The following is a 23,240-nucleotide window of genomic DNA, read 5'->3' on the forward strand; positions in this document are numbered from 1 at the left end:
ACGGTGCCCCGCTGAGCACGTGCCGACATCCTCTTTGATTCGTCTGACTAGAAAGCCTCACCATGCCGCATGCCCGGAACCCCTGGTTCAATCTGGTCTGGGCCATCCCGCTGGCGATCATCCTGCTGGCCGCCGTCGTGCTCGCCGCCCGGGGCATCCGTTCCCTGCCGATGGCGCAGGAGTTCCTGGTCGACTTCCCGGGGGCCTCGCCGCTGCCGTCGTGGGCCCCCGTCGGCTTCCCCGCGTGGCTGGCGTGGCAGCACGGCCTGAACGTTTTCTTCCTGCTCTTCATCGTGCGTTCGGGTTGGCAGATCCGCACGTCCGGGCGCCCGAGCATGTTCTGGACCCGGCGCAACACCGGCCTGTTTCGAACCCGACGTGCCCCCCGCCGGTTGGGTATCAACCTCTGGCTGCACCTCGCGGTGGATGCCCTCTGGGTACTCAACGGGATCGTCTTCTACGTGCTGCTGTTCGTCACCGGTCAGTGGGTGCGCATCGTTCCGGTCAGCTGGGACATCATTCCGAATGCGCTCTCGGCCGCCCTCCAGTACGCCTCGCTGGACTGGCCGATCACCAACGGCTGGGTGAACTACAACGCGCTACAAACTCTGAGCTACTTCAGCATCGTGTTCGTGGCCGCGCCGCTCGCCTTGGCCTCGGGCATCCGCCTGTCACCGCTCTGCACGTCGCGCCGGCTTGGAGAATTGATCCCGCTGCGCCCGACCAGGGCCGTGCACGTGGGCGTGATGGTCTTCTTCCTTGCATTCATCGTGATCCACGTCACGCTGGTGTTCGCCACCGGTGCCCTGCGCAACCTGAACCACATGTACGCGGCGCAGAGCGACGACGGCTGGACCGGATTCTGGATCTTCGCCGCATCCCTGGTCGTGATGCTCGTGGCCTGGGTCGCCGAGGGTCCCCGACTGTTGCGGGCGGTCGCCTCTCTCGGCGGAACCGTCACCACGCGCTGAGCCGCGGTGCCGGCTGAGCCAGGTGCAGGCAACCTCGGGGGCCTCACCTGACGGGGCTGGGAGCCGTGGGGGCGAACCTCCGAACGCCACGTCACCGGGTCCCGACACACGCGACCGCCGAGGCAGGCGCTCCGCTACAGGCGGTTCAGGAAGTCCATCTCGACCTGGGCGATGACGGCGGCGATCAGGTAGCAGACGATCGTGATCACGATGATCCAGGAGTAGGCGACGGATGCCAGGCGCCGCACCCGGGGCGCCGCTGGGAGGTTGCCCGCCGTGAGGTTGTGCAGCGTCACGGCGAGGAACATTGGGATCGTGACCGTCCAGGTCACCATGCACCACGGGCAGAGCACGTCGAGCACGAAAAAGCTCTGTGCCATCAGCCAGATCACGAAGGCGAGGGCGCCGGTGACGCCCACGTTCAGCGCGATCCAGAACCAGCGGGCGAACCGCGCCCCGGCCAGGATCGCGGCGCCGATCGTGATGACGACCGGCCAGGCCATCAGGCCGATCAACGGGTTGGGGAACCCGAGGATGGCACCCTGCCACGAACCCAGGTTGGTGCTGCAGCCCACCAGCACACTGAAGTTGCAGGAGAGCTGGGCCTGCGGGTCCTCGAGGATCGCGAACTTGTCGACGGTCAGCAGGAAAGCCGCGGTGAGGGCGATCAAACCACCGATGATGAAGAAGATGGCGAGCCCGATGGGGCGCTTGACGGGCGGGTTGTGGGGCACATTTGGATTATGTCATGTGCCTCGCATGTGTTCCTGAGAATGCATGCGATAATCGGAGCAGTCGCTTGGGCCGCGCTCAAGTTGACGCCAGACAAGTCTTAATGGGCCGTAAAGGCCCAGATTCATTGGTCCCACGACCAAAGGTATTAGCAGCCAGAGCCAAGAGCCGGTTGCGAACGAAGAGGATTTCCGAGGGTTTCGCGCAAGCGCGATCCTCGCACGAGAGAGTAGCCGGATGGGTGGCGCGGTCGCCCACACCGGTCAAGGAGCGCACCAGTGATGGTGGAAGACAACGAAAACATCAAAAAACGCAAGGGTTTGTTCGGCAGCCGCCGCACCTCGCGGAGGTCTGCCACCCCGGTGGCCGCTCCGGAGGCCGCGCCTGAGCACAACAGTCCGCAGCACAATGACGCCGAGCAGAACGTCGCCCCGGCGACGCGCGAGCCGATCTCAGCAGCGCAGACACCCCGCGTCCACACCGACGACGCCGTGACCGAGCCGGCAGCCGCCGCTCCCATCGGCGAAACCCCCGACTCAGAACAGGACGCTGCCGTGGAACCAACGCCGCCCACCCCGACCGCCGATGTGGTCCGCCGCCCGTCCACCTCGCTGGTGTTCCAGGCCCCGGTCATCGTGCCGATACCGGCCCGCACCGGAGCGCGCCGCGACACCGTGCGTCAGGACCAACGCCAGGACATCCGTCAGGACCATGACGACGAGGGCGACGAGTCGTCGACCGTCCGTCGTCGCGCCCGCCGGCGCACCGGCGACGAGAACCGGTCCGGATCCGACGACCCCGCGAACACCGTTGTTCGCGTCCGCACGCCCCGCGAACCCGAACTCATCACCGAACCCCAGCGGATCAAGGGATCGACCCGCCTCGAGGCCAAGAAGCAGCGCCGCCGTGACGGCCGGGATGCCGGACGCCGTCGCCCGGTGATCACCGAGGCCGAGTTCCTCGCCCGCCGCGAATCCGTCGACCGGGTCATGGTCGTGCGGGCCAAGCACAACAAGATTCAGATCGGGGTGCTGGAAGACGGTGTGCTGGTCGAGCACTACGTCGCCAAGAACCAGGATGCCTCGCTGATCGGAAATGTCTACCTGGGCAAGGTGCAGAACGTGCTGCCGAGCATGGAAGCCGCCTTCGTCGACATCGGACGCGGCCGTAATGCCGTGCTGTACTCGGGGGAGGTCGACTGGGAGGCCGCCGCCGAGAATTCCGGCAACAGCAGCCAGGCTCGCCGCATCGAGCTCGCGCTCAAGCCGGGCGACAAGGTTCTCGTGCAGGTCACGAAGGACCCGATCGGGCACAAGGGTGCGCGACTCACCAGCCAGGTGTCACTGCCCGGCCGCTACCTCGTCTACGTGCCGAACGGCTCGATGAACGGGATCAGCCGAAAGTTGCCCGACACCGAGCGGGCCCGCTTGAAGAAGATCCTCAAGGAGGTTCTGCCCGAGAACGTGGGAGTCATCGTGCGCACCGCGGCCGAGGGTGCCACCGACGAGCAGCTCACGCTCGACGTCAACCGGCTCACCTCCCAGTGGGCGTCCATCGCCAAGCAGGTCGACACGGTGCAGGCACCGGCCCTGCTGCATAGCGAACCGGACCTTCTGATCAAGATCGTGCGGGATGTCTTCAACGAGGACTTCCAGAAGATGGTCATTTCCGGCGAGGAATCGCGCGAGGTCATCGAGGCCTACCTGCGCCAGGTCGCACCGGACCTGGTGGAGCGCGTGGAGCGCTACGAGGGTGAGAACGACGCCTTCGACGAATACCGCATTTCGGAGCAGATCGAGAAGGCCCTCGACCGCAAGGTATGGCTACCGTCCGGTGGCTCCCTTGTGATCGACCGCACCGAGGCCATGACCGTCGTCGATGTCAACACCGGCAAGTTCGTCGGCTCTGGTGGAAACCTCGAGGAGACCGTCACGAAGAACAACCTCGAGGCTGCCGAAGAGATCGTTCGCCAGCTGCGTCTGCGCGACATCGGCGGCATCATCGTCGTCGACTTCATCGACATGGTCCTCGAAACCAACCGCGACCTCGTACTGCGCCGCATGCTCGAATGCCTGAGCCGCGACCGCACCAAGCACCAGGTCGCCGAGGTCACCTCGCTCGGGCTTGTGCAGATGACCCGCAAGAAGCTCGGTCTCGGACTCCTGGAATCATTCAGCGAGAACTGTGACGCCTGTGCCGGCCGAGGCATCGTCATCCACCACGACCCGGTGCTCAAGCACCGCCAGACGGCTCAGCCGACCATGGAGCGTCGCCCGCGCAGCAAGTCGGGCACCAATTCCGGCGGCGACAGCGGGAACCGCGGCGGAAACGGCAACGGCAACGGCAACGGCAACGGCAACGGTACCAACTCCGCAGCCGCGCACGCGCCTCAGGCCGATGCCGGCAAGTCCGGACACGGCACCCACGGCATCACCGAGGATGCCAAGCACGCCCTCGCCCTGATCGCCGCCCGCACCATCCCGCGCGCCCTGACCGGCTCGATCCCGATCATCGCCCTGCCTGAGGCGAAGCCGGAATCGTTTCCCGCGGAGAAGGCGGCCGCCGCGTCAGCCGCTCCGGCCGCCGAGGCCAACCCGATCGAGGAGGCCGTGAAAGAGGCAGCCGCGGCCGAGACGTCTGCACCGCCGGCACGCCGCAGCCGTAGGGCGTCCTCCACGCCCCGCCAGCGGGACGCAGCGCCTATCGTGACCCCGGAAACCCCGGTGCAGGGGGCGCAGCAGACCCCGGTCGAGGCGCCTGCCGCGCTCGAGGCCACGGCGCCCGACGACGACGAGCCCGTCGCCATCCTGGACATCCCGGTCAAGAAGTCCTCCCGTAGCCGCCGCCCGGTCAGCAAGCAGGTCACCGACCAGCTGCTGGACTCGGTGCTGGATGCCCTGCCCGAGCCCAAGCAGCCGGGCCAGGGGCGTTCACGCAGCCGCCGGGTGACGACGGCCGGCGGATCCACCGGGTCGGCCCAGCCGATCGTGACCACGGCCGCGGATTCCCCGCAGTAGCGAGAATCCGCGCAGGAACGAATCGAGTCGATCGGGCAACCGGCGGCGCACAGCCCACGGGGCAGGGCGTCGCCGGTCGCCCGGTCTCGCTCAACCGGCAAGGCAGCGCTTCGAGGCCCGATCAGGACTCCGGGAGAAGGCCGCGGCCCGATCGGTCCCGGCCGCGCACACGCAGGCCGCTTGCGCGGAGCCGGAGAACCAGTTCCCGATTGTCCACCGGATGCGCCCCCGAGGCGACGAGGGCGTCATAGCGGTGGGCGGGAACGTCGTAGTGGTCCAGGTCGAAGCCGCGACGGGGGATTCCGTTGCGGGCCGCGAACGCGTGCAGTTCGGCCAGTGACGAATCGCTGACAAGATGGGACCAGACGGTGCCATGCGCGGGCCACATCGGCTTGTCGATCAAGACGGTCATCACCCGATTCTATGATCCGGCCTCGGTTTGACCGTTGCAGCAGGATCGGCTAACGTTGACTTTTGGTGTGCGACGGGCCTTTGCCCCCGCGATCACCGAGGTTTTCTGAGAGCGACGGGCCGACTTGGCGTGTTTAAAGCAGTAACTTTCCATCACGGGGCCTCACGGCTCCCCAGAGATAGGTACGTAACGTGGTTTACGCAGTTGTGCGCGCCGGTGGGCGGCAGGAAAAGGTAGAGGTCGGGACCATCGTCACGATGGACCGAATCAAAGCCAACAAGGACGGCAACGTCGAGCTGGCCGCAGTGCTTCTCGTCGACGGCGACACGATCACCTCTGACTCGCAGTCACTGGCCAAGATCACGGTCACGGCTGAGGTCTTGAACGATCTCCGCGGTCCGAAGATCGTCATCCAGAAGTTCAAGAACAAGACCGGGTACAAGAAGCGTCAGGGGCACCGTCAGGAGCTCACTCGCGTTCAGGTTACCGGCATCGCCTAGGCCCTGAGGAGCAGAACAGATGGCACATAAAAAAGGCGCGAGTTCCACTCGCAACGGTCGCGACTCCAACGCCCAGCGCCTCGGCGTGAAGCGCTTCGGCGGTCAGGTCGTCAGCGCGGGCGAGATCATCGTCCGTCAGCGCGGCACCCACTTCCACCCCGGCGTCAACGTCGGCCGTGGTGGCGACGACACGCTCTTCGCTCTTGAGCCCGGCTCGGTTGAGTTCGGCGCCAAGGGCGGCCGCAAGGTCGTCAACATCGTGGTGGCTGCCGCTTAAGCATTCCACATCGGTAAGCGTGAGGGCGGGCTTCGGCTCGCCCTTTGCGTGTTTTACGGCACCCGCACGACAAGATCCACAGCACCGACGATTTAGGCACCACTGAGCTTTTTGCCACCTGAAAGGGGCACCCCCATGGCCACGTTTGTTGACCACGTCACTCTCCACCTGCGAGCAGGCAACGGAGGGAACGGCTGTGTCTCCGTCAAGCGTGAGAAGTTCAAGCCGCTTGCCGGACCCGACGGCGGCAACGGCGGAAGCGGTGGTGACATCGTTCTCGTCGCCGACCCGAACGTGACGACCCTCCTCGGCTACCACCGGTCCCCGCACCGCAGCTCCGCGAACGGCGGCCCCGGCATGGGTGACCACCGCGCCGGCTTCGGCAGCGAGCTGATGGAGCTGGCCGTACCGCTCGGCACCGTGGTCAAAGACGCCGAGGGCAACGAACTCGCCGACATGACCGAGCCGGGCTTCCGCATCGTCGTGGCGCCGGGCGGTCAGGGCGGGCTCGGCAACGCGGCACTGGCCTCGCTCAAACGCAAAGCCCCCGGCTTCGCCCTGCTTGGCACCTACGGCTGGGAAGGCGACATCCAGCTTGAGCTCAAGACCGTGGCGGATGTCGCGCTCGTCGGCTACCCCTCGGCCGGCAAATCCAGCCTGATCGCGGCCATCTCGGCGGCCCGGCCCAAGATCGCGGATTACCCGTTCACGACCCTGCACCCCAACCTCGGCGTCGTGGATGCCGGCGAGGTACGCTACACCGTCGCCGACGTGCCCGGACTGATCGAGGGCGCCAGCGAGGGAAAGGGCCTCGGCCTCGAATTCCTTCGTCACGTGGAACGGTGTACGGCGTTGCTGCACATCCTCGACTGCGCCACGCTCGACCCTGACCGTGACCCGCAAAGCGACCTCGACGTCATCCTCGGCGAACTGGCCGCCTACCCGGTGCCCGACGGCCAGAAGCCGCTCCTCGAGCGCCCTCAGCTGATCGCCCTGAACAAGATCGACGTTCCCGAGGGCCGGGAGCTCGCGGAGTTCGTCAAGCCCGACCTCGAGGCGCGCGGTTACCGCGTGTTCGAGATCTCGACCGTCAGCCATGAGGGTCTCAAGCAGCTCAACTACGCGCTGGCCGAGACCGTCGAGGCCGGCCGGGTCGAGGCCGCCGCGGCGCAGGCCGTCAAGCCTCGCATCGTGATCCGCCCGAAGGCCGTCGACGACAGCGGCTTCGTCGTCAAGGTCGAGGGTGGGTCGTTCGGCAACATCTACCGCATCATCGGCACCAAGCCCGAGCGCTGGGTGCAGCAGACGGACTTCAAGAACGACGAGGCCGTCGGCTTCCTGGCCGACCGCCTGGCCAAGCTCGGCATCGAAAACGAGCTGTTCAAGGCCGGCGCGATCGCCGGCTCGACGGTCATCATCGGGCCCGGCAACGGCGTGGTCTTCGACTGGGAGCCCACCCTCACCTCCACGGCCGAACTGATCACGGCCCCGCGTGGCACCGATACCCGCCTTGACGACTCCAAGCGACGCACCAGCAACGAGCGCCGTGAGGAGTACTTCGGCCGGATGGACGCCAAGGCAGCCGCACGCGCCGAACTGATCCGAGAGCGCGAAGCCGGCATGTGGTCGACCGGCGAGGAAGAGTACAACGGCGACACTCTCACGGGCGACGGTTCAGTCCCGGTGTCGCCCCGTAAGGAGAGCGGGGCCGAATGAGTTACCGCGCCCGCGCCCAGGTAGCCTCCGCCCGGCGCATCGTCGTGAAGGTCGGCTCCTCGTCGATCAGCGGCGACAACTCCGAGCAGATCGCACCTCTGATCGAGGTCCTGGCCCAGGCCCACAATCGCGGCGTGGAGGTCGTCCTGGTGTCGAGCGGCGCCGTCGCCAGCGGCATGGACTACCTCAACCTCGACGAGCGGCCGGCCGACCTGGCCACCCAGCAGGCCGCGGCATCCGTGGGCCAGAACGTGCTCACGGCCCGTTATCAGGAGACTCTGGACCGCTATGGCATTGCCGCGGGGCAGGTGCTGCTGACAGAGGGTGACCTGCTCAACGAGCCGCACCGCAGTAACACCCGCCGCGCGGTGAACCGACTGCTGGACCTGCGCATCATGCCCGTCGTGAACGAGAACGACACGGTCGCGACCTACGGGCTGCGATTCGGAGACAACGACCGGCTCGCCGCCATGCTCTCGGTGCTCATCCGTGCCGACCTACTGCTCTTGCTCAGTGACGTCGACGCGCTCTACACCAAGCCCCCGCACCTGCCCGGGGCGGAGCCGATCGACTTCATCGGGTTCGACCAGGAACTGGACGGCATGGAGTTCGGGGCGAACAAGGGTACCGGCACCGTGGGCACCGGCGGGGCGAACACCAAGGTGAAGGCGGCCCGCCTGGCCGCCTCCGCCGGAACGGCCGTTCTCGTCACCGAGACGAGCCTGGCCGCAGAGGCCCTCCGCGGCGGCTCCTGTGGCACCTGGTTCGAGCCGATGCCCACCGCCCCCGGCCGAGCGCTTCTGTGAGCGCACTCGGCCGAAACGAGGTCGCGTCGGCCGCGCGCATCGTTGTGAAGGTCGGCTCCTCCTCGATCAGCGGCGCGAACATCGCACAGATCATCCCGCTCGTCGATGCCCTTGCCGAAGCGCACGGGCGCGGAGTGGAGATCGTCCTCGTCTCCTCCGGGGCCATCGCCACCGGCATGCCCTACCTGCAACTCGACGAGCGCCCCACCGACCTGGCCACCCAGCAGGCCGCGGCATCCGTGGGCCAGAACCTGCTCATCTTCCGCTACCAGGACAGCCTCGACCGGTACGACATCGTCGCCGGCCAGGTGCTGCTCACTGCCGGCGACCTGGAAAACCCCTCGCATCGAGGCAACGCCCACCGGGCGATGGATCGCCTGCTCGGTCTGCGCATCCTGCCGATCGTCAACGAGAACGACACGGTCGCAACCCACGAGATCCGTTTCGGTGACAACGACCGGTTGGCCGCCCTGGTCGCCACGCTCATCCACGCCGACCTGCTGGTCCTGCTCAGCGACGTCGATGCCCTCTACACGCGTGCGCCGCACCTGCCGGGCGCGGAACGCATCGATCACGTCCCCTGCGGCGATCCCATGCTCGGTGTCGAGCTCAGCGGCAGCCGCTCCGGGGTGGGCACCGGGGGTGCCGACACCAAGGTGTCGGCCGCGCGGATCGCGGCGGAGGCCGGCACTGCCGTGCTGCTCACATCGACTGGTCTGGTGGCCGAGGCACTCCGCGGCGACCCGGTCGGAACCTGGTTCGAACCCGCTCTGGCCTAAACTACCGGGATGCTGCAGACCGACTCACCTCAGATCATCCCGATCCTCGAAGCCGCCCGCACCGCCGCCCGAACTCTGGCCACGACGCCGACCGGGCTGAAGAACCAGGCGTTGCACGGGATCGCCGCCGCCCTGCGGGGGAGCGCGGCGGAAATTCTGGCCGCCAACACCCTGGATCTGGCCGCCGGCACGCACAATGGCCTCTCCGAGGGCATGCTCGACCGCCTCAGCCTCGACGAGGCGCGCATTAACGCCCTCGCCGACGCCGTGCTCGAGATCAGCCTGCTCACCGATCCCGTCGGGGAAGTTGTGCGCGGCTCCAGCCTGCCCAACGGCGTGCGAATCAGCCAGGTGCGTGTGCCCTTCGGTGTCGTCGGCGTCATCTACGAGGCCCGCCCGAACGTCACTGTGGACATAGCCGCCATCGCTTTGAAGAGCGGCAACGCCGTCGTCCTGCGGGGCGGATCGGCCGCCGAGAACACCAACCGGGTGCTCGTCGCCCTGCTGCAGGACGCGATCAGGCAGGTCGGCCTGCCCGAGGCGTGCGTGCAGACCATCGACCCGTTCGGCCGTGCCGGTGCCACCGAGCTGATGCAGGCCCGCGGCCTTGTGGACGTGCTGATCCCGCGGGGGAGCGCCGGCCTGATCCGGGCCGTCGTCACCCAGTCGACCGTGCCCGTGATCGAGACCGGGGCCGGCGTCGTGCACATCTTCATCGACGAGTCGGCGAATCCGGAGTGGGCGGTCGACATCGTGCACAACTCGAAGGTGCACCGGCCCAGTGTCTGCAACGCCCTCGAGACCCTGCTCGTGCACGAGGCCGCGGCCGCGCGGCTCCTGCCGGCCGTTCTGGCGAAGCTGACGGAGTCCGGCGTTACCCTGCACGGCGACGACCGCGTGCGCGAGATCTTCCCCGCGGCCGTGCCGGCCACGCAGGAGGACTGGTCCACCGAGTACATGGGCCTCGAACTGGCCGTGGCAGTCGTCGACTCCCTCGACGACGCCATTGCGCACATCCGTCGCTACTCGACCGGTCACACGGAGTCGATCATCACAAACGACATTGTGAACGCCGACCGGTTCCTCGGAGAAGTGGATTCCGCGGCGGTCATGGTCAATGCCTCGACCCGGTTCACCGATGGCGGCGAGTTCGGTTTCGGAGCCGAGGTGGGCATTTCCACCCAGAAACTGCACGCTCGCGGGCCGATGGGTCTGCCCGAGCTCACCAGCACCAAGTGGATCGTGCGTGGCTCAGGCCAGGTGCGCGCATAGCCCCGCTAGACTGTTGGCGGTGGCGCATCACTGTGCCTTGTGTGTCCCTGAATGGAGAATCCCATGTCGTTCCTGACCGTTGTGCTGGCTGAGGCCGGTCTCGTCGATTTGCCGATGCCGATCTTCCTCTACGGAGTGATCGCCCTCGTGGTCTTCGCCGCGCTCGGCTTCGTCGTCTGGTCCTACCGGGATGTCGCCAACCGCCACCAGGCCAAGGCGAAGGCCTACGCCGACGCCCACGGCGGCGCGCGCAGCGACCACTAACCGGAAGCGCCACCCATCGATAATCCCGGGGCCCGCCCACCGCGCATCGGCGTGATGGGCGGCACGTTCGACCCCATCCACCACGGGCACCTTGTGGCCGCCAGCGAGGTGGCTCAGAGCTTCGACCTTGATACGGTCATTTTCGTTCCCACCGGTCAGCCGTGGCAGAAGGCAGATGTGACCGAGAGCGAGCACCGGTATCTCATGACGGTCATCGCCACCGCCTCCAATCCCCGGTTCACGGTCAGCCGGGTCGACATCGACCGGACCGGGCCCACCTACACGATCGACACCCTGCGGGATCTGCACGCCGAACGCCCGGACGCGGAGCTCTTCTTCATTACGGGTGCCGACGCGATGGGGCAGATCCTGGGCTGGAAAGATGTTCAGGAGCTCTGGGACCTGGCCCATTTCGTGGCTGTGAGTCGTCCGGGACACGAGCTCAGTATTTCGGGATTGCCCAACCAGGACGTAAGCTTATTGGAGGTTCCGGCTCTGGCCATTTCGTCCACGGACTGCCGGGAACGTGTGAATCGGGGATTCCCGGTCTGGTATCTGGTCCCCGATGGGGTCGTCCAGTACATCTCAAAGCATCATCTGTATCGGAGTGTGGCATGACGTTGGGTAATGACCCACAGCCACTGACGCGGCGACAAGCTCGCGAGTTGGCTAGTCGGAACGAGCAGGTCGTCGCCGGCGAATCCGACGTTCCTGCGCCTCCAGCGCCGCTCGAACCAGCTCCGGCGGATCAGGCGCCGGTTCCGGTGACGGATGCCCATTCCGCACGGCAGCACGCCGCCCAGCAGTATCCCGCCGCACCGTCCGCGTTCGCGCCTCGCGCCGTCGACAGCATGAGCAGCGTTGTCCACGCGCAGGACCACAGCACCCTGACCCGTCGTGAGCTGCGCGCGCTTCAGACCGCACAGACCGGCGATTCCGGCGAATTCCTGCTGAAGCACAACTCCCACACCGAGTCGGCGCTCCCGGCTGCCCCGATCGCACCCGCATCTGTGCCCGAGACGGCTGCGCACCCCTTCGCCATCGACGCGCTGCACGTTCCGGTGGCCCCCGCCAAGGTGGCGCCGCCCGTCGAGTTCCTGATCGAGGCCTCTCCGCGCACGAAGGTCAAGTCCCGACCCGGAGTGCTCCACCCGCCGGTCGGACACTGGTCGCTGGCCCGCGACGAGGTCGACGACCACGTTCCCGGCGTGACACAGCTCGAACCGTTCGACCAGATCGTGGCTCGCGGCATCAGCGCCGGCGGCATTCCGACCACGACCAACGCCCTGATCCTGCCGTCCATCCCGCACCACGGATCTTCGTCGGGCCCGCTGATGAGCACCGGTGAGATTATGGTCACCGGGTCCGTCGACTTGCCCCGCAGCCTCGGTTCCACCGGAGCCCTGCCGAACGTCTTCGACTCGTCGGACATGGATCAGATGCTCGACCAGCTCGACGAGGGTGGACACCATAGTGACGTCGCCCCGGTCAGTGCGAGCCGCGCCGTCAGCACGCACGCTTCGACCCGGGGAGTCATGGCTCCACCGAAAAAGCGCGGGTTGACCGTCCCGGCCGTCCTAACCGCCACCGCAGGCGTCCTCGCCTTCGGCGTGCTGGCCCTGATCGTGGCCGGCTACGTTCTCAAGATTTTCTAATGCCATCCATTTCGCTTTCACTAACTCAGGGATTCATTCGATGACCGCTTCTGCCCATGCTCTCGAGCTCCTCCAGGTGGCCGCCGCCGCCGCAGACTCGAAAGCGGGGGAGGACCTCGTCGCAATCGACGTATCCAATCCCCTGCCTCTCACCGACATCTTCCTGATCGTCACGGGCCGCTCCGAGCGCAACGTGGTGGCCATCGCCGGTGAGATCGAAGACAAGATGACCGAGGCCGGCCACAAACCGCTGCGTCGCGAAGGTCGTGCCGAGGGGCGCTGGGTCCTGGTTGACTTCGGCGATCTCGTCGTGCACATTTTCCACGAGGAAGAGCGCGTGTACTACTCGCTCGAACGTCTGTGGAAAGACTGCCCCGTCATTCCCATCGAACTGCCTGCCCACAAGGCCGCCGAGTAGCGGTGGTCAGTTGCTGGCTAATCATGTAGTAGCCTAGAGAAGTTGTTTCGGGGAAGTTGCGAAACACATTCTGGGTCCGTGGCGCAGCTGGTAGCGCACCTGCATGGCATGCAGGGGGTCAGGGGTTCGAATCCCCTCGGATCCACCGAATAGCACAACGCAGCGAAAACATGAAACAGGCCTCGACTTCGGTCGAGGCCTGTTCTGGTTATGTGGGGCAGAAAAGCTTATTGGCGGGGCTTAGGATCACGCGCCGTCGATCAGGGCGAAGCGGGGCATCTCTGCGCCGTCGATGCGGACGGTTCCGGTGAACATGGCCAGGGGGCGCACCCACAGCCCGCGTTCTCCGTACAGGGCGGTGTAGACCACCAGCTGTTCCTCGGTCTCCGAGTGCCGGGCCACGCCGAGAACCTCGTAGAGGTGGCCCTTGTAGTGCTTGTATCTGCCGATCGCAATGTCATTCATGATGGGCTGACTCTAGGCTCCTTCGCCCGGCATTCCCAAACAGTCATTTCCTCAGTCGAGCCGGACAGACGGGTACCGGGCCGTACCCTGGTGCCCGGCGCCACGCACCTGTTCGAGGAGCCGGAACCCTGGCGGCGGCCGCCGACCTGGCCGGACCGGCTCGCCGACCACTTCGCCCCGACCGTCCCGCCACCGGTTGCCCGCACCGCGAGTATCGCTGCGAGTCCGGTCGACACTCGAGCGACGGGAGCCACAGAACGAACCCGGCACCGGGGGGAGGTGACTGCGACGCTGCGGTCAAACAGGCGGCAGTACGCAAATACGAGACCGAGCCGACCGGGTTCCGGCGCCCCGGACGCTGCCCGATACTGGAGGGGTGCCAGAGACTTCGATCCACGCGGAGAGCCAGCAGCGCCCTCGACCGTGCCCCTGCCTGAGCGGCAACCCCTATTCCGCGTGCTGCGGCCGGTTCCACCGCGGGGACGCGTTCGCGCCCACCGCGGAGGCGCTGATGCGGTCCCGGTACGCGGCCTTCGCGGTGGGGGAGCCGGACTACCTGCTCACGACGTGGCATCCGTTCACCCGCCCGGAGGTGCTGGAACTCGACGCCGACGTGCGTTGGCTCCGCCTCGAGATCGAACGGACAAAGCAGGGCGGCCCGTTCGACACCGAAGGGGTGGTGGAGTTCACCGCGCACAGCCGGTCCGGCGGCGTCTCCTCGCAGCAGCACGAGATCAGCCGGTTCGTGCGCCTGAACCGCCGGTGGGTCTACCAGGACGCCGTCTAGCCCAGCTGCTCCAGGGGGCTTCCAGCCGCGCCGGGCCAGCAGCCCGTCGCAGGCAGACAGTGCGACAAGTCACGCAATCTGCAGATCGTTCGCGTTCGCTCTTCTGGCCGATGCTGCTCGGGCTGACCGGGCGGAGGTGGTCCATCACGATGGTCCGCACCGCACAGACGCCGCCGGTGAACGTGCTCTGCAGCGCGTCCTGGCAGATGAGGGCCACGAACGGGTCGTCGGTGAAGCCCACCGGCAGCTGGGACGAGTGGATGTAGTACGGGTTCGTTTCGCTTCGGTTCGGGCCTGCAGGATGTCCGGGAAGCGCTTCGATCCTCCATTGCGAACCGGTAGGTGGTGCCCTCCGCCGGGGTGGTCTCCCGCTTGTCCATGCGTCCAATGGTCTCCTGGAATGAAGTACTGGACATAAGGTGTGTCGCACGTCGCGGTCACCCGCTCGCGCAGGTCCTCAGGGCAGACCCAGTCGAACGTGAGGTTGGTGAACGGCGCCCTGTAGGTGTCGACGGAGCTGAAATCCTGCGCTTCGGCCCACTCGTTCTGCATGGTGCCGAGGCGATCGACGATCTGCGCGCTGGCTGAGGAAAAATGCCTGGGGGTGTGGACTCGACCCTATCGAGGACGCCAATCAGTCCCTCGTCGGGGAACAGCCGGTGCGCTTGTCGGCCCAAAATTTCGGGTTTGTCCATTCGACCTCACACCCTGTGCCTCGACGTCACCATTCCTGGGGGTCCACATTCCGATAACGACGAGATGTGGTGGTGATTGGCTAAGCGAACGGTAGGAACAGGGCCGCCACGAGGGCGATGTAGACGACCACGAAGACTGCGGGGGTCAGGAAGCGCACGACGTTGATCCACGGCGCGGAAGCGATGACGCCGCGCCCGAGGGCGCTGCTCGCGGGCAGCGCGCGCAGGTCGGCCACGATGGCGAGCCCTTCGTTCGCGGATGCGATTTGAGCGAGCGCGCCGAGAACGCCCGAGGCCAGCAGGATGCCCGCGGCCGCGATGCGCACGCTCAGCTCGGCCTCCGCCAGGCCGAGGGACAGGAAGGCCACGAGCGCCGTGAGGAGGAAGGTCGGAGCGAGCTGGGACACGATGATGTGCCAGCGGGCCCGGGTCCAGAGCGAGATGAGTTCGTGTTCGGTCATGGAAATTCTCCTGTCGCCGGGGCGACCGGATGGTAGCGCCTGACCCCATTCTGCCCCCTCGGTCAGGCTCGCCGGCGGCCTCCATCCCTGGCGGGTCGCCTTGAACCTCAGGTCGGGCTCGGAATATTCCCGGGACGGCCGCGGTTTGAACTTTGAATGCATTTGCATACAGTTTGTCGAATGTACCGACCACGGCGAGGAGCACGCACCAGATGAAAAAGAAGTTCGAACTCGGGCTGGATACCTTCGGTGACGTTACCTTTGACGCCTTCGGGGCCCGGTTGTCCCAGGCGGCGACGCTGCGCAACGTGGTGGCCGAGGGTGTGCTGGCCGATCAGGTCGGCCTGGATTTTTTCGGGATCGGTGAGCACCACCGGGAGGATTTCGCCGTTTCCGCCCCCGAGGTTGTTCTGGCCGCGATCGCCGGGCAGACCACCGGCATCCGTCTCGGGTCGGCGGTCACCGTTCTCAGCTCCGACGACCCGGTGCGCGTCTTCCAGCGCTTCTCCACCCTCGACGCGGTCTCCAGCGGGCGTGCCGAGGTCATCCTGGGTCGCGGCTCCTTCACCGAGTCGTTCCCGCTTTTCGGCCTGGAGCTGGAGCAATATGAGCTTCTATTCGAGGAAAAGCTCAACCTCTTCACCGAGCTGCTCACGGAGGAGCCCATCACCTGGTCGGGCGAGACCCGTGCCGGCCTGCGTAACCAGCGGGTGTTCCCGCCTACCGAATCCGGATCCCTCACCACCTGGATCGGCGTGGGCGGCAGCCCCCAGTCAGTCGTGCGCGCCGCGCACTACGGCCTGCCGCTGATGCTGGCCATCATCGGCGGCTCACCGCTGGCCTTCGTGCCACTGGTCCAGCTCTACCACCGTGCGCTGGCCCAGTTCGAGAAGCCGACCCGCCCGATCGGCGAGCACTCCCCGGGATATGTGGCCGGGACGGATGTCCAGGCCCGGGAGGAAATGTGGCCGCACTATGCCGCCATGCAGGACCGGATCGGACGCGAGCGCGGTTGGGGTCCGGTCACCCGGGAGCGCTTCGAACACGACGCCGGCCCGGACGGCGCCCTGTTCGTGGGCTCACCCGAGACCGTGGCCAGGAAGATCGCCGCCACGGCGGTGGGGCTGGGGCTCGCCCGCTTCGACCTCAAATACAGCCTCGGCACGCTCTCCCACGAGAAACTGATGACCAGCATCGAGCTTTACGGCACCGAGGTGGCACCGCTCGTGCGGGAGCTGGTGGCTGCCGACCGCGCCGACGACGTGAGCGGGTGATCGCGGAACGCCAGAGTACGATGCTCGTCACAGTGCACGGAACGAATTCGACGGAGATTCTGCCCGCTCCGGCTTGCAGTACCCCGTCGACTAGCTTATTTCCCACAATCTCCGGCGAATCGGTTCGACACCGGGCACGGTGCTCCGCCGGCCGGTGCGCCGAGGATGATGACACGACCGCATTCACAGCGGCGTGATACCCAGATCGGTCACCCGCGAAAACGGATCGGGCGTGGACGGGGCCCGGCAGACTGTAGCGTACTTGTGGGCATGCCGGCGCGGTCGGTGTGTCGACAGCACGCGACCCGTAGCACGAGGAGCACCCTTTGGAAACCTGGCCCGGTACTGCGTACCCGCTCGGCGCAACATATGACGGCAGCGGCACGAACTTTGCCCTGTTCAGCGAAGCTGCCCACCGCGTTGAGCTCTGCCTTTTCGACGAACAGGGCGTGGAGACCCGCATCGACGTGGTCGAATCCAGTGCGTTCATCTGGCACTGCTACCTGCCCCTCATCCAACCGGGGCAGCGCTACGGCTACCGCGTGCACGGCGACTATAACCCCGCCGCGGGCAGCAGGGCGAACCCCAACAAGCTCCTGCTCGATCCCTATGCCAAGGCCACCTGTGGCACGATCGACTGGGACCAGTCCCTGTTCTCCTACAACTTCGGTGACCCGGATTCGCGTAACGACGAGGACTCAGCCCCGCACATGATGCTCGGCGTCGTCGTCAACCCGTTCTTCGACTGGGTGGGAGACCGGCCCCTGCGCACGCCCTACAGCGCCTCCCTGATCTACGAGGCCCACGTGAAGGGCCTCACCAAGCTGCAGGATGCGGTACCGGAAGGACAGCGCGGCACGTACGCCGGCGTGGCGCATCCGTCGGTCATCGACCACCTGCAGAAACTCGGTGTGACCGCGATCGAGCTGATGCCGGTGCACCAGTTCGTCAACGACGGCACCCTCGAGGAGAAGGGCCTGAACAACTACTGGGGTTACAACACCATCGGGTTCTTCGCCCCGCACAACGCGTATTCCTCCACCGGTGACCTCGGCAACCAGGTGCAGGAATTCAAGGGCATGGTTCGTTCTCTGCACGACGCCGGTATCGAGGTCATCCTCGACGTGGTCTACAACCACACCGCGGAGGGCAACCACCTCGGCCCGACGATCTCGTTCAAGGGCATCGACAATGAGGCGTACTACCGACTCATGGACGACGACAAGCGGTACTACATGGACTACACGGGCACCGGCAACACCCTGAACGTGCGTCACCCGCACTCGCTGCAGCTGATCATGGACTCGCTGCGCTACTGGGTTCTCGAGATGCACGTCGACGGCTTCCGGTTCGACCTGGCCTCGGCTCTGGCCCGGGACCTCTACGACGTCGACAAGCTCTCCACCTTTTTCGAGCTCGTGCAGCAGGACCCGGTGGTGTCCCAGGTCAAGCTCATCGCCGAGCCGTGGGACGTCGGCCCCGGTGGGTACCAGGTCGGCAACTTCCCGGCCCAGTGGACGGAATGGAACGGAAAGTACCGCGACACCGTGCGTGACTTCTGGCGCGGCGAACCGTCGACGCTGGGCGAGTTCGCGTCGCGCATCACCGGTTCCGCCGACCTCTACGAGCACTCGGGCCGCCGCCCCGTCGCCTCGATCAACTTTGTCACCGCGCACGACGGGTTCAGCCTCTCCGACCTGGTCTCTTACAACGAGAAACACAACGACGCCAACGGCGAGAACGGCCAGGACGGCGAATCGCACAACCGGTCCTGGAACTCCGGGGTCGAGGGGCCGACGGATGACCCGGAGATCCTGGCATTGCGGGCCCGGCAGCAACGCAACTACATTGCCACCCTGCTCCTGTCGCAGGGTGTGCCGATGATCCTGCACGGCGATGAGCTCGGCCGAACGCAGAACGGCAACAACAACACCTACGCTCAGGACAATGAACTGAGCTGGATCCACTGGTCGGAGGCTGACCAGCCGCTGATCGAGTTCACGGCCGCCGTTTCCCGGCTGCGCCGCGAACACCCGACGTTCCGCCGCAGCAGCTTCTTCAACGGCCACCCCGGTCACCGCGCCGCGGGCGACCCGATGAGCGACCTCGTCTGGCTGACCCCCGACGGGCAGGAAATGCAGCCCCAGGACTGGGACGAGCACCTCACCCGCACGGTCGCCATGTTCCTCAGCGGCGACGGCATCCGGGAGCGCGACGTCCGTGGTCGGGTGGTGACCGACGTGAATTTCCTGGTCTGCTTCAACGCAGACGCCGAGGATGTCGAGTTCACCCTGCCCTCGGCCGAGTACGCCCCGGCGTGGGAGATCGTCGTCGACACGGCGGGCGAAGGCGCCGACGCGGTCCCGCGGCCCGCCGGGTCCCTGCACACGGTGACGTCGCGTTCCCTCGTCGTGCTGCGGGCGTATCACGCTCCGGAAACCACGCCGGACCACTCCGTCGCGGCCTCCCTGGCCGGGCTGATGACGGGGACGATCCCCGTGATCGACCCGGCGCACCTGGTCCAGCCGTGAAAATTCCGCTCACCACCTACCGTCTGCAGATCACGGCCGCGTTCGACCTGGCGGCCGCGGAAGGGGTGCTCGACTACCTGACCGAGTTGGGAGCGGACTGGCTCTACCTGTCCCCGCTGCTCGCTGCGGAGGAGGGCTCCGACCACGGCTACGACGTCGTCGACCACTCCCGCATCGACCCGGTGCGGGGCGGAGCCGAGGCGCTCACCCGCTTGGCGGCGGCCGCGACGGATGCCGGGCGCGGCATCCTGGTGGACATCGTGCCCAACCACATGGGCGTCGCGACCCCACACCGCAACCTCTGGTGGTGGAACCTGCTCCAGCACGGCCCCGCGTCGCGCTACGCGGAGGCCTTCGACGTGGACTGGGCCGCGAACGGCGACCGGATCCTGCTGCCCGTGCTCGGCGACGACGCGCACGGAGTGAGCGAACTCGAACGCCTCCAGGTGGTCGGCGACGAGCTGCACTACTACGACCACCGGTTCCCCCTCGCCCCGGGCAGCGCCGACGGCGGCGCGGACGGCCGCGTCGTGCACGCACGGCAGCACTACGAACTCGTCAACTGGCGCCTTGCGGACGCGCAACTGAACTACCGCCGGTTCTTTTCCGTGAACACCCTGGCCGGCCTCCGGGTCGAGGTTCCGTGGGTCTTCGACGAATCCCACCGGGAGATCGTGCGCTGGGTGCAGGACGGCCTCGTGCAGGGGCTGCGGGTCGATCACCCCGACGGCCTCGCCGACCCGGGCGGCTACCTCGACCGGTTGCGGGATGCCACCGACGGAGCCTACGTTCTCGTCGAGAAAATCCTCGAGGGTGACGAACAGCTGCCCACCAGCTGGGCCACCGCCGGCACGACCGGGTACGACGCCCTCGCCGACTTCGACCGGCTGCTCGTCGACCCGGCCGGGCAGGGCGTGCTCGACGCACTCGAGGCCCGGCTGCAGGCCGAGGCCGCGGCGCCGACCGGTGACGCGCCGCCGGCGGACTGGGCCGACCTGGTGCACGCGCGGAAGCGCGTCATCGCGGACCGCACCCTCCAGGCCGAGGTCGTGCGCCTGGCCCGACTTGTCCCCGGCGGCGACGCCACCACCGAACTGACCACGGTCGACGCCCTGGCCGAACTCCTGGCCTGCTTCCCGGTCTACCGCTCCTACCTGCCGGTGGGCGTCGACGAGCTGCGCCACGCTGGCGTCGAGGCGGCTCGACACCGGCCCGACCTCGGCCACGCGATCGAGGCTCTGCTTCCGTTGCTCGGCGACCCCGGGCATCCGCTGGCCGTGCGTTTCCAACAGACCTCGGGCATGGTGATGGCCAAGGGTGTCGAGGACACCGCGTACTACCGCTTCAGTCGGCTCACCTCCCTGAACGAGGTCGGCGCCGACCCGGGGGAGTTCGCGGTCGACATGGCCGAATTCCACCGTCGCCAACAGACCCGTCAGGCCACCTTCCCGGCCTCGATGACGACCCTTTCCACCCACGACACCAAGCGCAGTGAGGATGTGCGCGCCCGGATCTCGGTGCTGGCCGAGATCCCGGCCGAATGGGAGAGCACCCTGCGCACCCTGCGCGCGACCGCGCCCCTCGGCGACGCCCCGTTCGAGAACCTGCTCTGGCAGGCCATCGTCGGATCGTGGCCGGCCACACCGGAACGCCTCATCGCCTACGCGGAGAAGGCGGCTCGGGAGGCCGGCACGTCGACCACCTGGACCAGCCAGAACGCGGAGTTCGAGACGGCGATGCGCGGCCTCGTGAACGCCGCCTTCAACGACCCGGTGGTCACGCAGACGCTCACCGCGTTCGTCGACCGGGTACGCCAGGCGGGCTGGAGCAACGGGCTCTCGAACAAGCTCGTGCAGCTGACGGCCCCTGGGGTGCCCGACGTCTACCAGGGCAGCGAGCTCTGGGACACCTCCCTCGTCGACCCCGACAACCGCCGCCCGGTCGACTACGACCTGAGGCGCGGCTACCTGGCCCGGGTGCAGGACGGCTGGCTGCCGCCCGTCGACGAGACCGGCGCCGCGAAACTTCTGGTCACCACGCGCGCCCTCCGGCTGCGCCGCGACCAACCCCAACGTTTCTACCGGCACAGTCCGGTCCCCGCGTTCGGCGCCGCCGCCGACCACGTGATCGCGTTCGACCGCGGCGGCGCGGTCACCATCGCCACCCGGCTGCCGCTCGGGCTCGCGGCCGCCGGCGGCTGGGGAGACACGATCGTGGTCCTGGCCGGCGGGCCGGTCGTCGACCTGCTGACCGGGGAACGCCACCCCGGCGGATCCGTCCACGTGGCCGCCCTGCTGGGGCGCTACCCGGTGGCCCTGCTGGTGCCGGCCGACGACGCCGACCTGACCCGCACGACCGACCTGGAAGGTTCCGACCATGCCCGCTGAATTCGAAGTCTGGGCTCCCAACGCCTCGGCCGTGACGGTCGAACTCGCCGACCAGACCGTGCCGATGACCCCGCGGGGCGACGGATGGTGGCACGCACCGCGATCGGTGACCGAGCCCGCCGAGGGCCGTGCCGATGAGCCCGTCGACTACGGCTTTTTGATCGACGGCCAGGGGCCCTTCCCCGACCCCTGCTCCCGGCACCAGCCGAACGGCGTGCACGCGAAGAGCCGCACGTTCGATCCCGGCGCGCACGTCTGGCAGGACAGCGCCTGGACCGGCCGCCAGCTGGCCGGCAGCACGATCTATGAGCTGCACCTCGGCACCTTCACCACGGAGGGCACCCTCGACGCCGCGGCGGGCCGGCTGGCCCACCTGGCCTCGATCGGCGTCGACTTCGTGGAGCTGCTCCCGGTCAACGCCTTCAACGGCACCCACAACTGGGGCTACGACGGGGTGCTCTGGTACGCCGTGCATGAGGGGTACGGCGGACCGGCCGCCTACCAGAGGTTCGTGGACGCCTGTCACCAGGCCGGAATCGGTGTCATCCAGGACGTGGTCTACAACCACCTCGGCCCGAGCGGCAACTACCTGCCACAGTTCGGTCCGTACCTGAACGAGAGGGGCGACACGGGCTGGGGCTCCTCCCTCAACCTCGACGGGGCCGACTCCGACCCGGTGCGCCGCTACATCATCGACAACGCCCTAATGTGGCTGGGCGACTACCACGTCGACGGGCTCAGGCTGGATGCGGTGCACGCCCTGCGGGACGACCACGCCCTGCACCTGCTCGAGGAACTCGCCGTCGACGTCGATGTGTTGAGCGCCACCTGCGGGCGCCCGCTCACCCTGATCGCCGAGTCGGACCTCAACGACCCGCGCTTGATCACGCCGCGGGACGCCGGCGGCTACGGGCTCACCGGCCAATGGAGCGACGACTTCCACCACGCCGTGCACGTGGCGGTCACCGGCGAGACCACGGGCTACTACGCCGACTTCGAGCCGCTCAGCGCCCTCGCGAAAGTGCTGACCCGCGGGTTCTTCCACGACGGCACCTTCTCCAGCTTCCGCGGGCGCACCCATGGCCGCCCGATCGACACCGCACGGATGCCGGCCTGGCGCCTCGTCGTCAACAACCAGAACCACGACCAGATCGGCAACCGGGCCACGGGCGACCGCCTCAGTGCGACCCTCGACGCCGGGCAGCTGGCGATCGCCGCCACGCTGACCCTGCTCGGCCCGTTCACGCCCATGCTGTTCATGGGCGAGGAATGGGGGGCGAGCACACCCTGGCAGTTCTTCACGTCGCATCCGGAACCCGAACTCGGCGAGGCCGTCCGCACGGGCCGGATCGGCGAGTTCGCGCGCATGGGCTGGGACCCGGCCGTGGTGCCCGACCCGCAGGACCCGGCCACGTTCGAGCGGTCGGTACTGGACTGGGATGAGGTGTCCCAGCCGGCCCACGCGCGCCTGCTTGATTTCTACCGGGCTCTGGGCTGGCTGCGGCGGTCCCGTCCGGACATCACGGACCCGCGCTTCGGCCGGGTCGCGGTCGACGTCGACGAGAACGAGCGGTGGCTGCGGCTCTGCCGCGGCGACACCGAAATCCTGGTCAACCTGGGCACGGAGACGCGTGACGTGCCGACGGATGCCCCGGCGCTCCTGGCATCCTTCGCCGCCGTCGGCGACGCGGTCCTCTCCCGTACCCCGACCACAGTCCTACTCGCGCCGCACTCCGTCGCGGTGCTCGGCACCCCGGAGTAGCCCGAGCCCCCAGCCCCCCCCCGGCTCGTACCTCGCTTCGAAACCCAGGCTCGTGGCGC

At 67.4% G+C, this 23,240-nt stretch carries 21 protein-coding genes and 1 tRNA gene; 18 read left to right on the top strand and 4 right to left on the bottom strand.

Annotation, left to right across the window (positions count from 1 at the left end):
• Window positions 1-62: 62 nt before the first annotated feature.
• Window positions 63-971 carry a hypothetical protein gene (locus E3O18_RS11305; protein WP_134393904.1) on the top strand — a complete coding sequence of 303 codons (909 nt, stop codon included), beginning with the start codon at window positions 63-65 and terminating at the stop codon, window positions 969-971.
• 134 nt (window positions 972-1,105) lie between these two features.
• Here E3O18_RS11305 and E3O18_RS11310 read toward each other — a convergent pair whose 3' ends face one another.
• Window positions 1,106-1,705 (bottom strand): vitamin K epoxide reductase family protein, encoded by a 600-nt coding sequence (locus E3O18_RS11310; protein ID WP_241976610.1) that lies wholly within the window; start codon window positions 1,703-1,705, stop codon window positions 1,106-1,108.
• Between the two features lie 279 nt (window positions 1,706-1,984).
• Between E3O18_RS11310 and E3O18_RS11315 the strand changes: the two genes are divergently transcribed.
• A complete protein-coding gene (locus E3O18_RS11315; protein WP_134418115.1) occupies window positions 1,985-4,720 on the top strand; it encodes an Rne/Rng family ribonuclease in 2,736 nt (911 codons plus the stop codon).
• A gap of 121 nt (window positions 4,721-4,841) precedes the next feature.
• Here the strand turns inward: E3O18_RS11315 and E3O18_RS11320 are convergent, their stop codons facing one another.
• Entirely contained in the window at window positions 4,842-5,132 is a 291-nt protein-coding gene (locus tag E3O18_RS11320; RefSeq protein ID WP_134393902.1) for a DUF4031 domain-containing protein, read from the bottom strand.
• Window positions 5,133-5,323: 191 nt separating this feature from the next.
• Between E3O18_RS11320 and rplU the strand changes: the two genes are divergently transcribed.
• From rplU to E3O18_RS11375, 11 genes are all read left to right on the top strand, one after another.
• A complete protein-coding gene (rplU, locus tag E3O18_RS11325; RefSeq protein WP_104103412.1) occupies window positions 5,324-5,632 on the top strand; it encodes a 50S ribosomal protein L21 in 309 nt (102 codons plus the stop codon).
• Window positions 5,633-5,651: 19 nt separating this feature from the next.
• Window positions 5,652-5,909 (top strand): 50S ribosomal protein L27, encoded by a 258-nt coding sequence (gene rpmA / locus E3O18_RS11330; RefSeq protein WP_104169636.1) that lies wholly within the window; start codon window positions 5,652-5,654, stop codon window positions 5,907-5,909.
• 135 nt (window positions 5,910-6,044) lie between these two features.
• Window positions 6,045-7,625 carry a GTPase ObgE gene (gene obgE, locus E3O18_RS11335; protein ID WP_134393901.1) on the top strand — a complete coding sequence of 527 codons (1,581 nt, stop codon included), beginning with the start codon at window positions 6,045-6,047 and terminating at the stop codon, window positions 7,623-7,625.
• A complete protein-coding gene (gene proB, locus E3O18_RS11340) occupies window positions 7,622-8,431 on the top strand; it encodes a glutamate 5-kinase (protein WP_134393900.1) in 810 nt (269 codons plus the stop codon). The genes obgE and proB (E3O18_RS11340) overlap by 4 nt, the downstream gene beginning before the upstream one ends.
• The gene (gene proB / locus E3O18_RS11345; protein ID WP_134418116.1) at window positions 8,428-9,210 is read left to right on the top strand and encodes a glutamate 5-kinase; all 783 of its coding nucleotides are present in this window, start codon (window positions 8,428-8,430) and stop codon (window positions 9,208-9,210) included. Before proB (E3O18_RS11340) ends, proB (E3O18_RS11345) begins: the two co-directional genes overlap by 4 nt.
• 9 nt (window positions 9,211-9,219) lie before the next feature.
• Window positions 9,220-10,482 carry a glutamate-5-semialdehyde dehydrogenase gene (locus E3O18_RS11350; RefSeq protein WP_134418117.1) on the top strand — a complete coding sequence of 421 codons (1,263 nt, stop codon included), beginning with the start codon at window positions 9,220-9,222 and terminating at the stop codon, window positions 10,480-10,482.
• A gap of 63 nt (window positions 10,483-10,545) precedes the next feature.
• Window positions 10,546-10,746 carry a hypothetical protein gene (locus E3O18_RS11355; protein ID WP_104169633.1) on the top strand — a complete coding sequence of 67 codons (201 nt, stop codon included), beginning with the start codon at window positions 10,546-10,548 and terminating at the stop codon, window positions 10,744-10,746.
• 15 nt (window positions 10,747-10,761) lie between these two features.
• The gene (gene nadD, locus E3O18_RS11360; protein WP_255409049.1) at window positions 10,762-11,364 is read left to right on the top strand and encodes a nicotinate-nucleotide adenylyltransferase; all 603 of its coding nucleotides are present in this window, start codon (window positions 10,762-10,764) and stop codon (window positions 11,362-11,364) included.
• A 47-nt stretch (window positions 11,365-11,411) separates the two neighbouring features.
• Complete coding sequence (locus E3O18_RS11365; RefSeq protein ID WP_134418118.1) at window positions 11,412-12,401, top strand: hypothetical protein; 990 nt, start codon at window positions 11,412-11,414, stop codon at window positions 12,399-12,401.
• A gap of 40 nt (window positions 12,402-12,441) precedes the next feature.
• Complete coding sequence (gene rsfS, locus E3O18_RS11370) at window positions 12,442-12,819, top strand: ribosome silencing factor (protein WP_134393897.1); 378 nt, start codon at window positions 12,442-12,444, stop codon at window positions 12,817-12,819.
• Between the two features lie 72 nt (window positions 12,820-12,891).
• Window positions 12,892-12,964: transfer RNA gene (locus E3O18_RS11375), tRNA-Ala, on the top strand.
• 101 nt (window positions 12,965-13,065) lie between these two features.
• Here E3O18_RS11375 and E3O18_RS11380 read toward each other — a convergent pair.
• Window positions 13,066-13,284, bottom strand: a complete 219-nt coding sequence (locus E3O18_RS11380; protein ID WP_134393896.1) for a DUF1653 domain-containing protein — start codon at window positions 13,282-13,284, stop codon at window positions 13,066-13,068.
• A gap of 376 nt (window positions 13,285-13,660) precedes the next feature.
• Between E3O18_RS11380 and E3O18_RS11385 the strand changes: the two genes are divergently transcribed.
• Window positions 13,661-14,071 (top strand): YchJ family protein, encoded by a 411-nt coding sequence (locus E3O18_RS11385; RefSeq protein ID WP_241978177.1) that lies wholly within the window; start codon window positions 13,661-13,663, stop codon window positions 14,069-14,071.
• Window positions 14,072-14,846: 775 nt separating this feature from the next.
• On the opposite strand, the gene E3O18_RS11400 is transcribed toward E3O18_RS11385, so the two are convergent.
• Complete coding sequence (locus tag E3O18_RS11400) at window positions 14,847-15,227, bottom strand: hypothetical protein (protein ID WP_134418119.1); 381 nt, start codon at window positions 15,225-15,227, stop codon at window positions 14,847-14,849.
• Between the two features lie 212 nt (window positions 15,228-15,439).
• Between E3O18_RS11400 and E3O18_RS11405 the strand changes: the two genes are divergently transcribed.
• The 4 genes from E3O18_RS11405 to treZ all read left to right on the top strand — a co-directional run bounded on the left by E3O18_RS11405 (window position 15,440) and on the right by treZ (window position 23,181).
• Window positions 15,440-16,501: an LLM class flavin-dependent oxidoreductase gene (locus E3O18_RS11405; RefSeq protein WP_134393894.1), complete on the top strand. Its 1,062-nt coding sequence runs from the start codon at window positions 15,440-15,442 to the stop codon at window positions 16,499-16,501.
• 326 nt (window positions 16,502-16,827) lie between these two features.
• Window positions 16,828-19,032, top strand: coding sequence for a glycogen debranching protein GlgX (gene glgX, locus E3O18_RS11410; RefSeq protein ID WP_134399183.1), 2,205 nt, complete (start codon window positions 16,828-16,830; stop codon window positions 19,030-19,032).
• The gene (gene treY, locus E3O18_RS11415; protein WP_134418121.1) at window positions 19,029-21,419 is read left to right on the top strand and encodes a malto-oligosyltrehalose synthase; all 2,391 of its coding nucleotides are present in this window, start codon (window positions 19,029-19,031) and stop codon (window positions 21,417-21,419) included. The genes glgX and treY overlap by 4 nt, the downstream gene beginning before the upstream one ends.
• Window positions 21,409-23,181 (top strand): malto-oligosyltrehalose trehalohydrolase, encoded by a 1,773-nt coding sequence (treZ, locus tag E3O18_RS11420; RefSeq protein WP_134418122.1) that lies wholly within the window; start codon window positions 21,409-21,411, stop codon window positions 23,179-23,181. Before treY ends, treZ begins: the two co-directional genes overlap by 11 nt.
• The last annotated feature ends 59 nt before the right edge of the window (window positions 23,182-23,240 follow it).

Source organism: Cryobacterium sp. TMT2-42-4 (genome assembly GCF_004402645.1).
Taxonomy (GTDB): Bacteria; Actinomycetota; Actinomycetes; order Actinomycetales; family Microbacteriaceae; genus Cryobacterium; species Cryobacterium sandaracinum.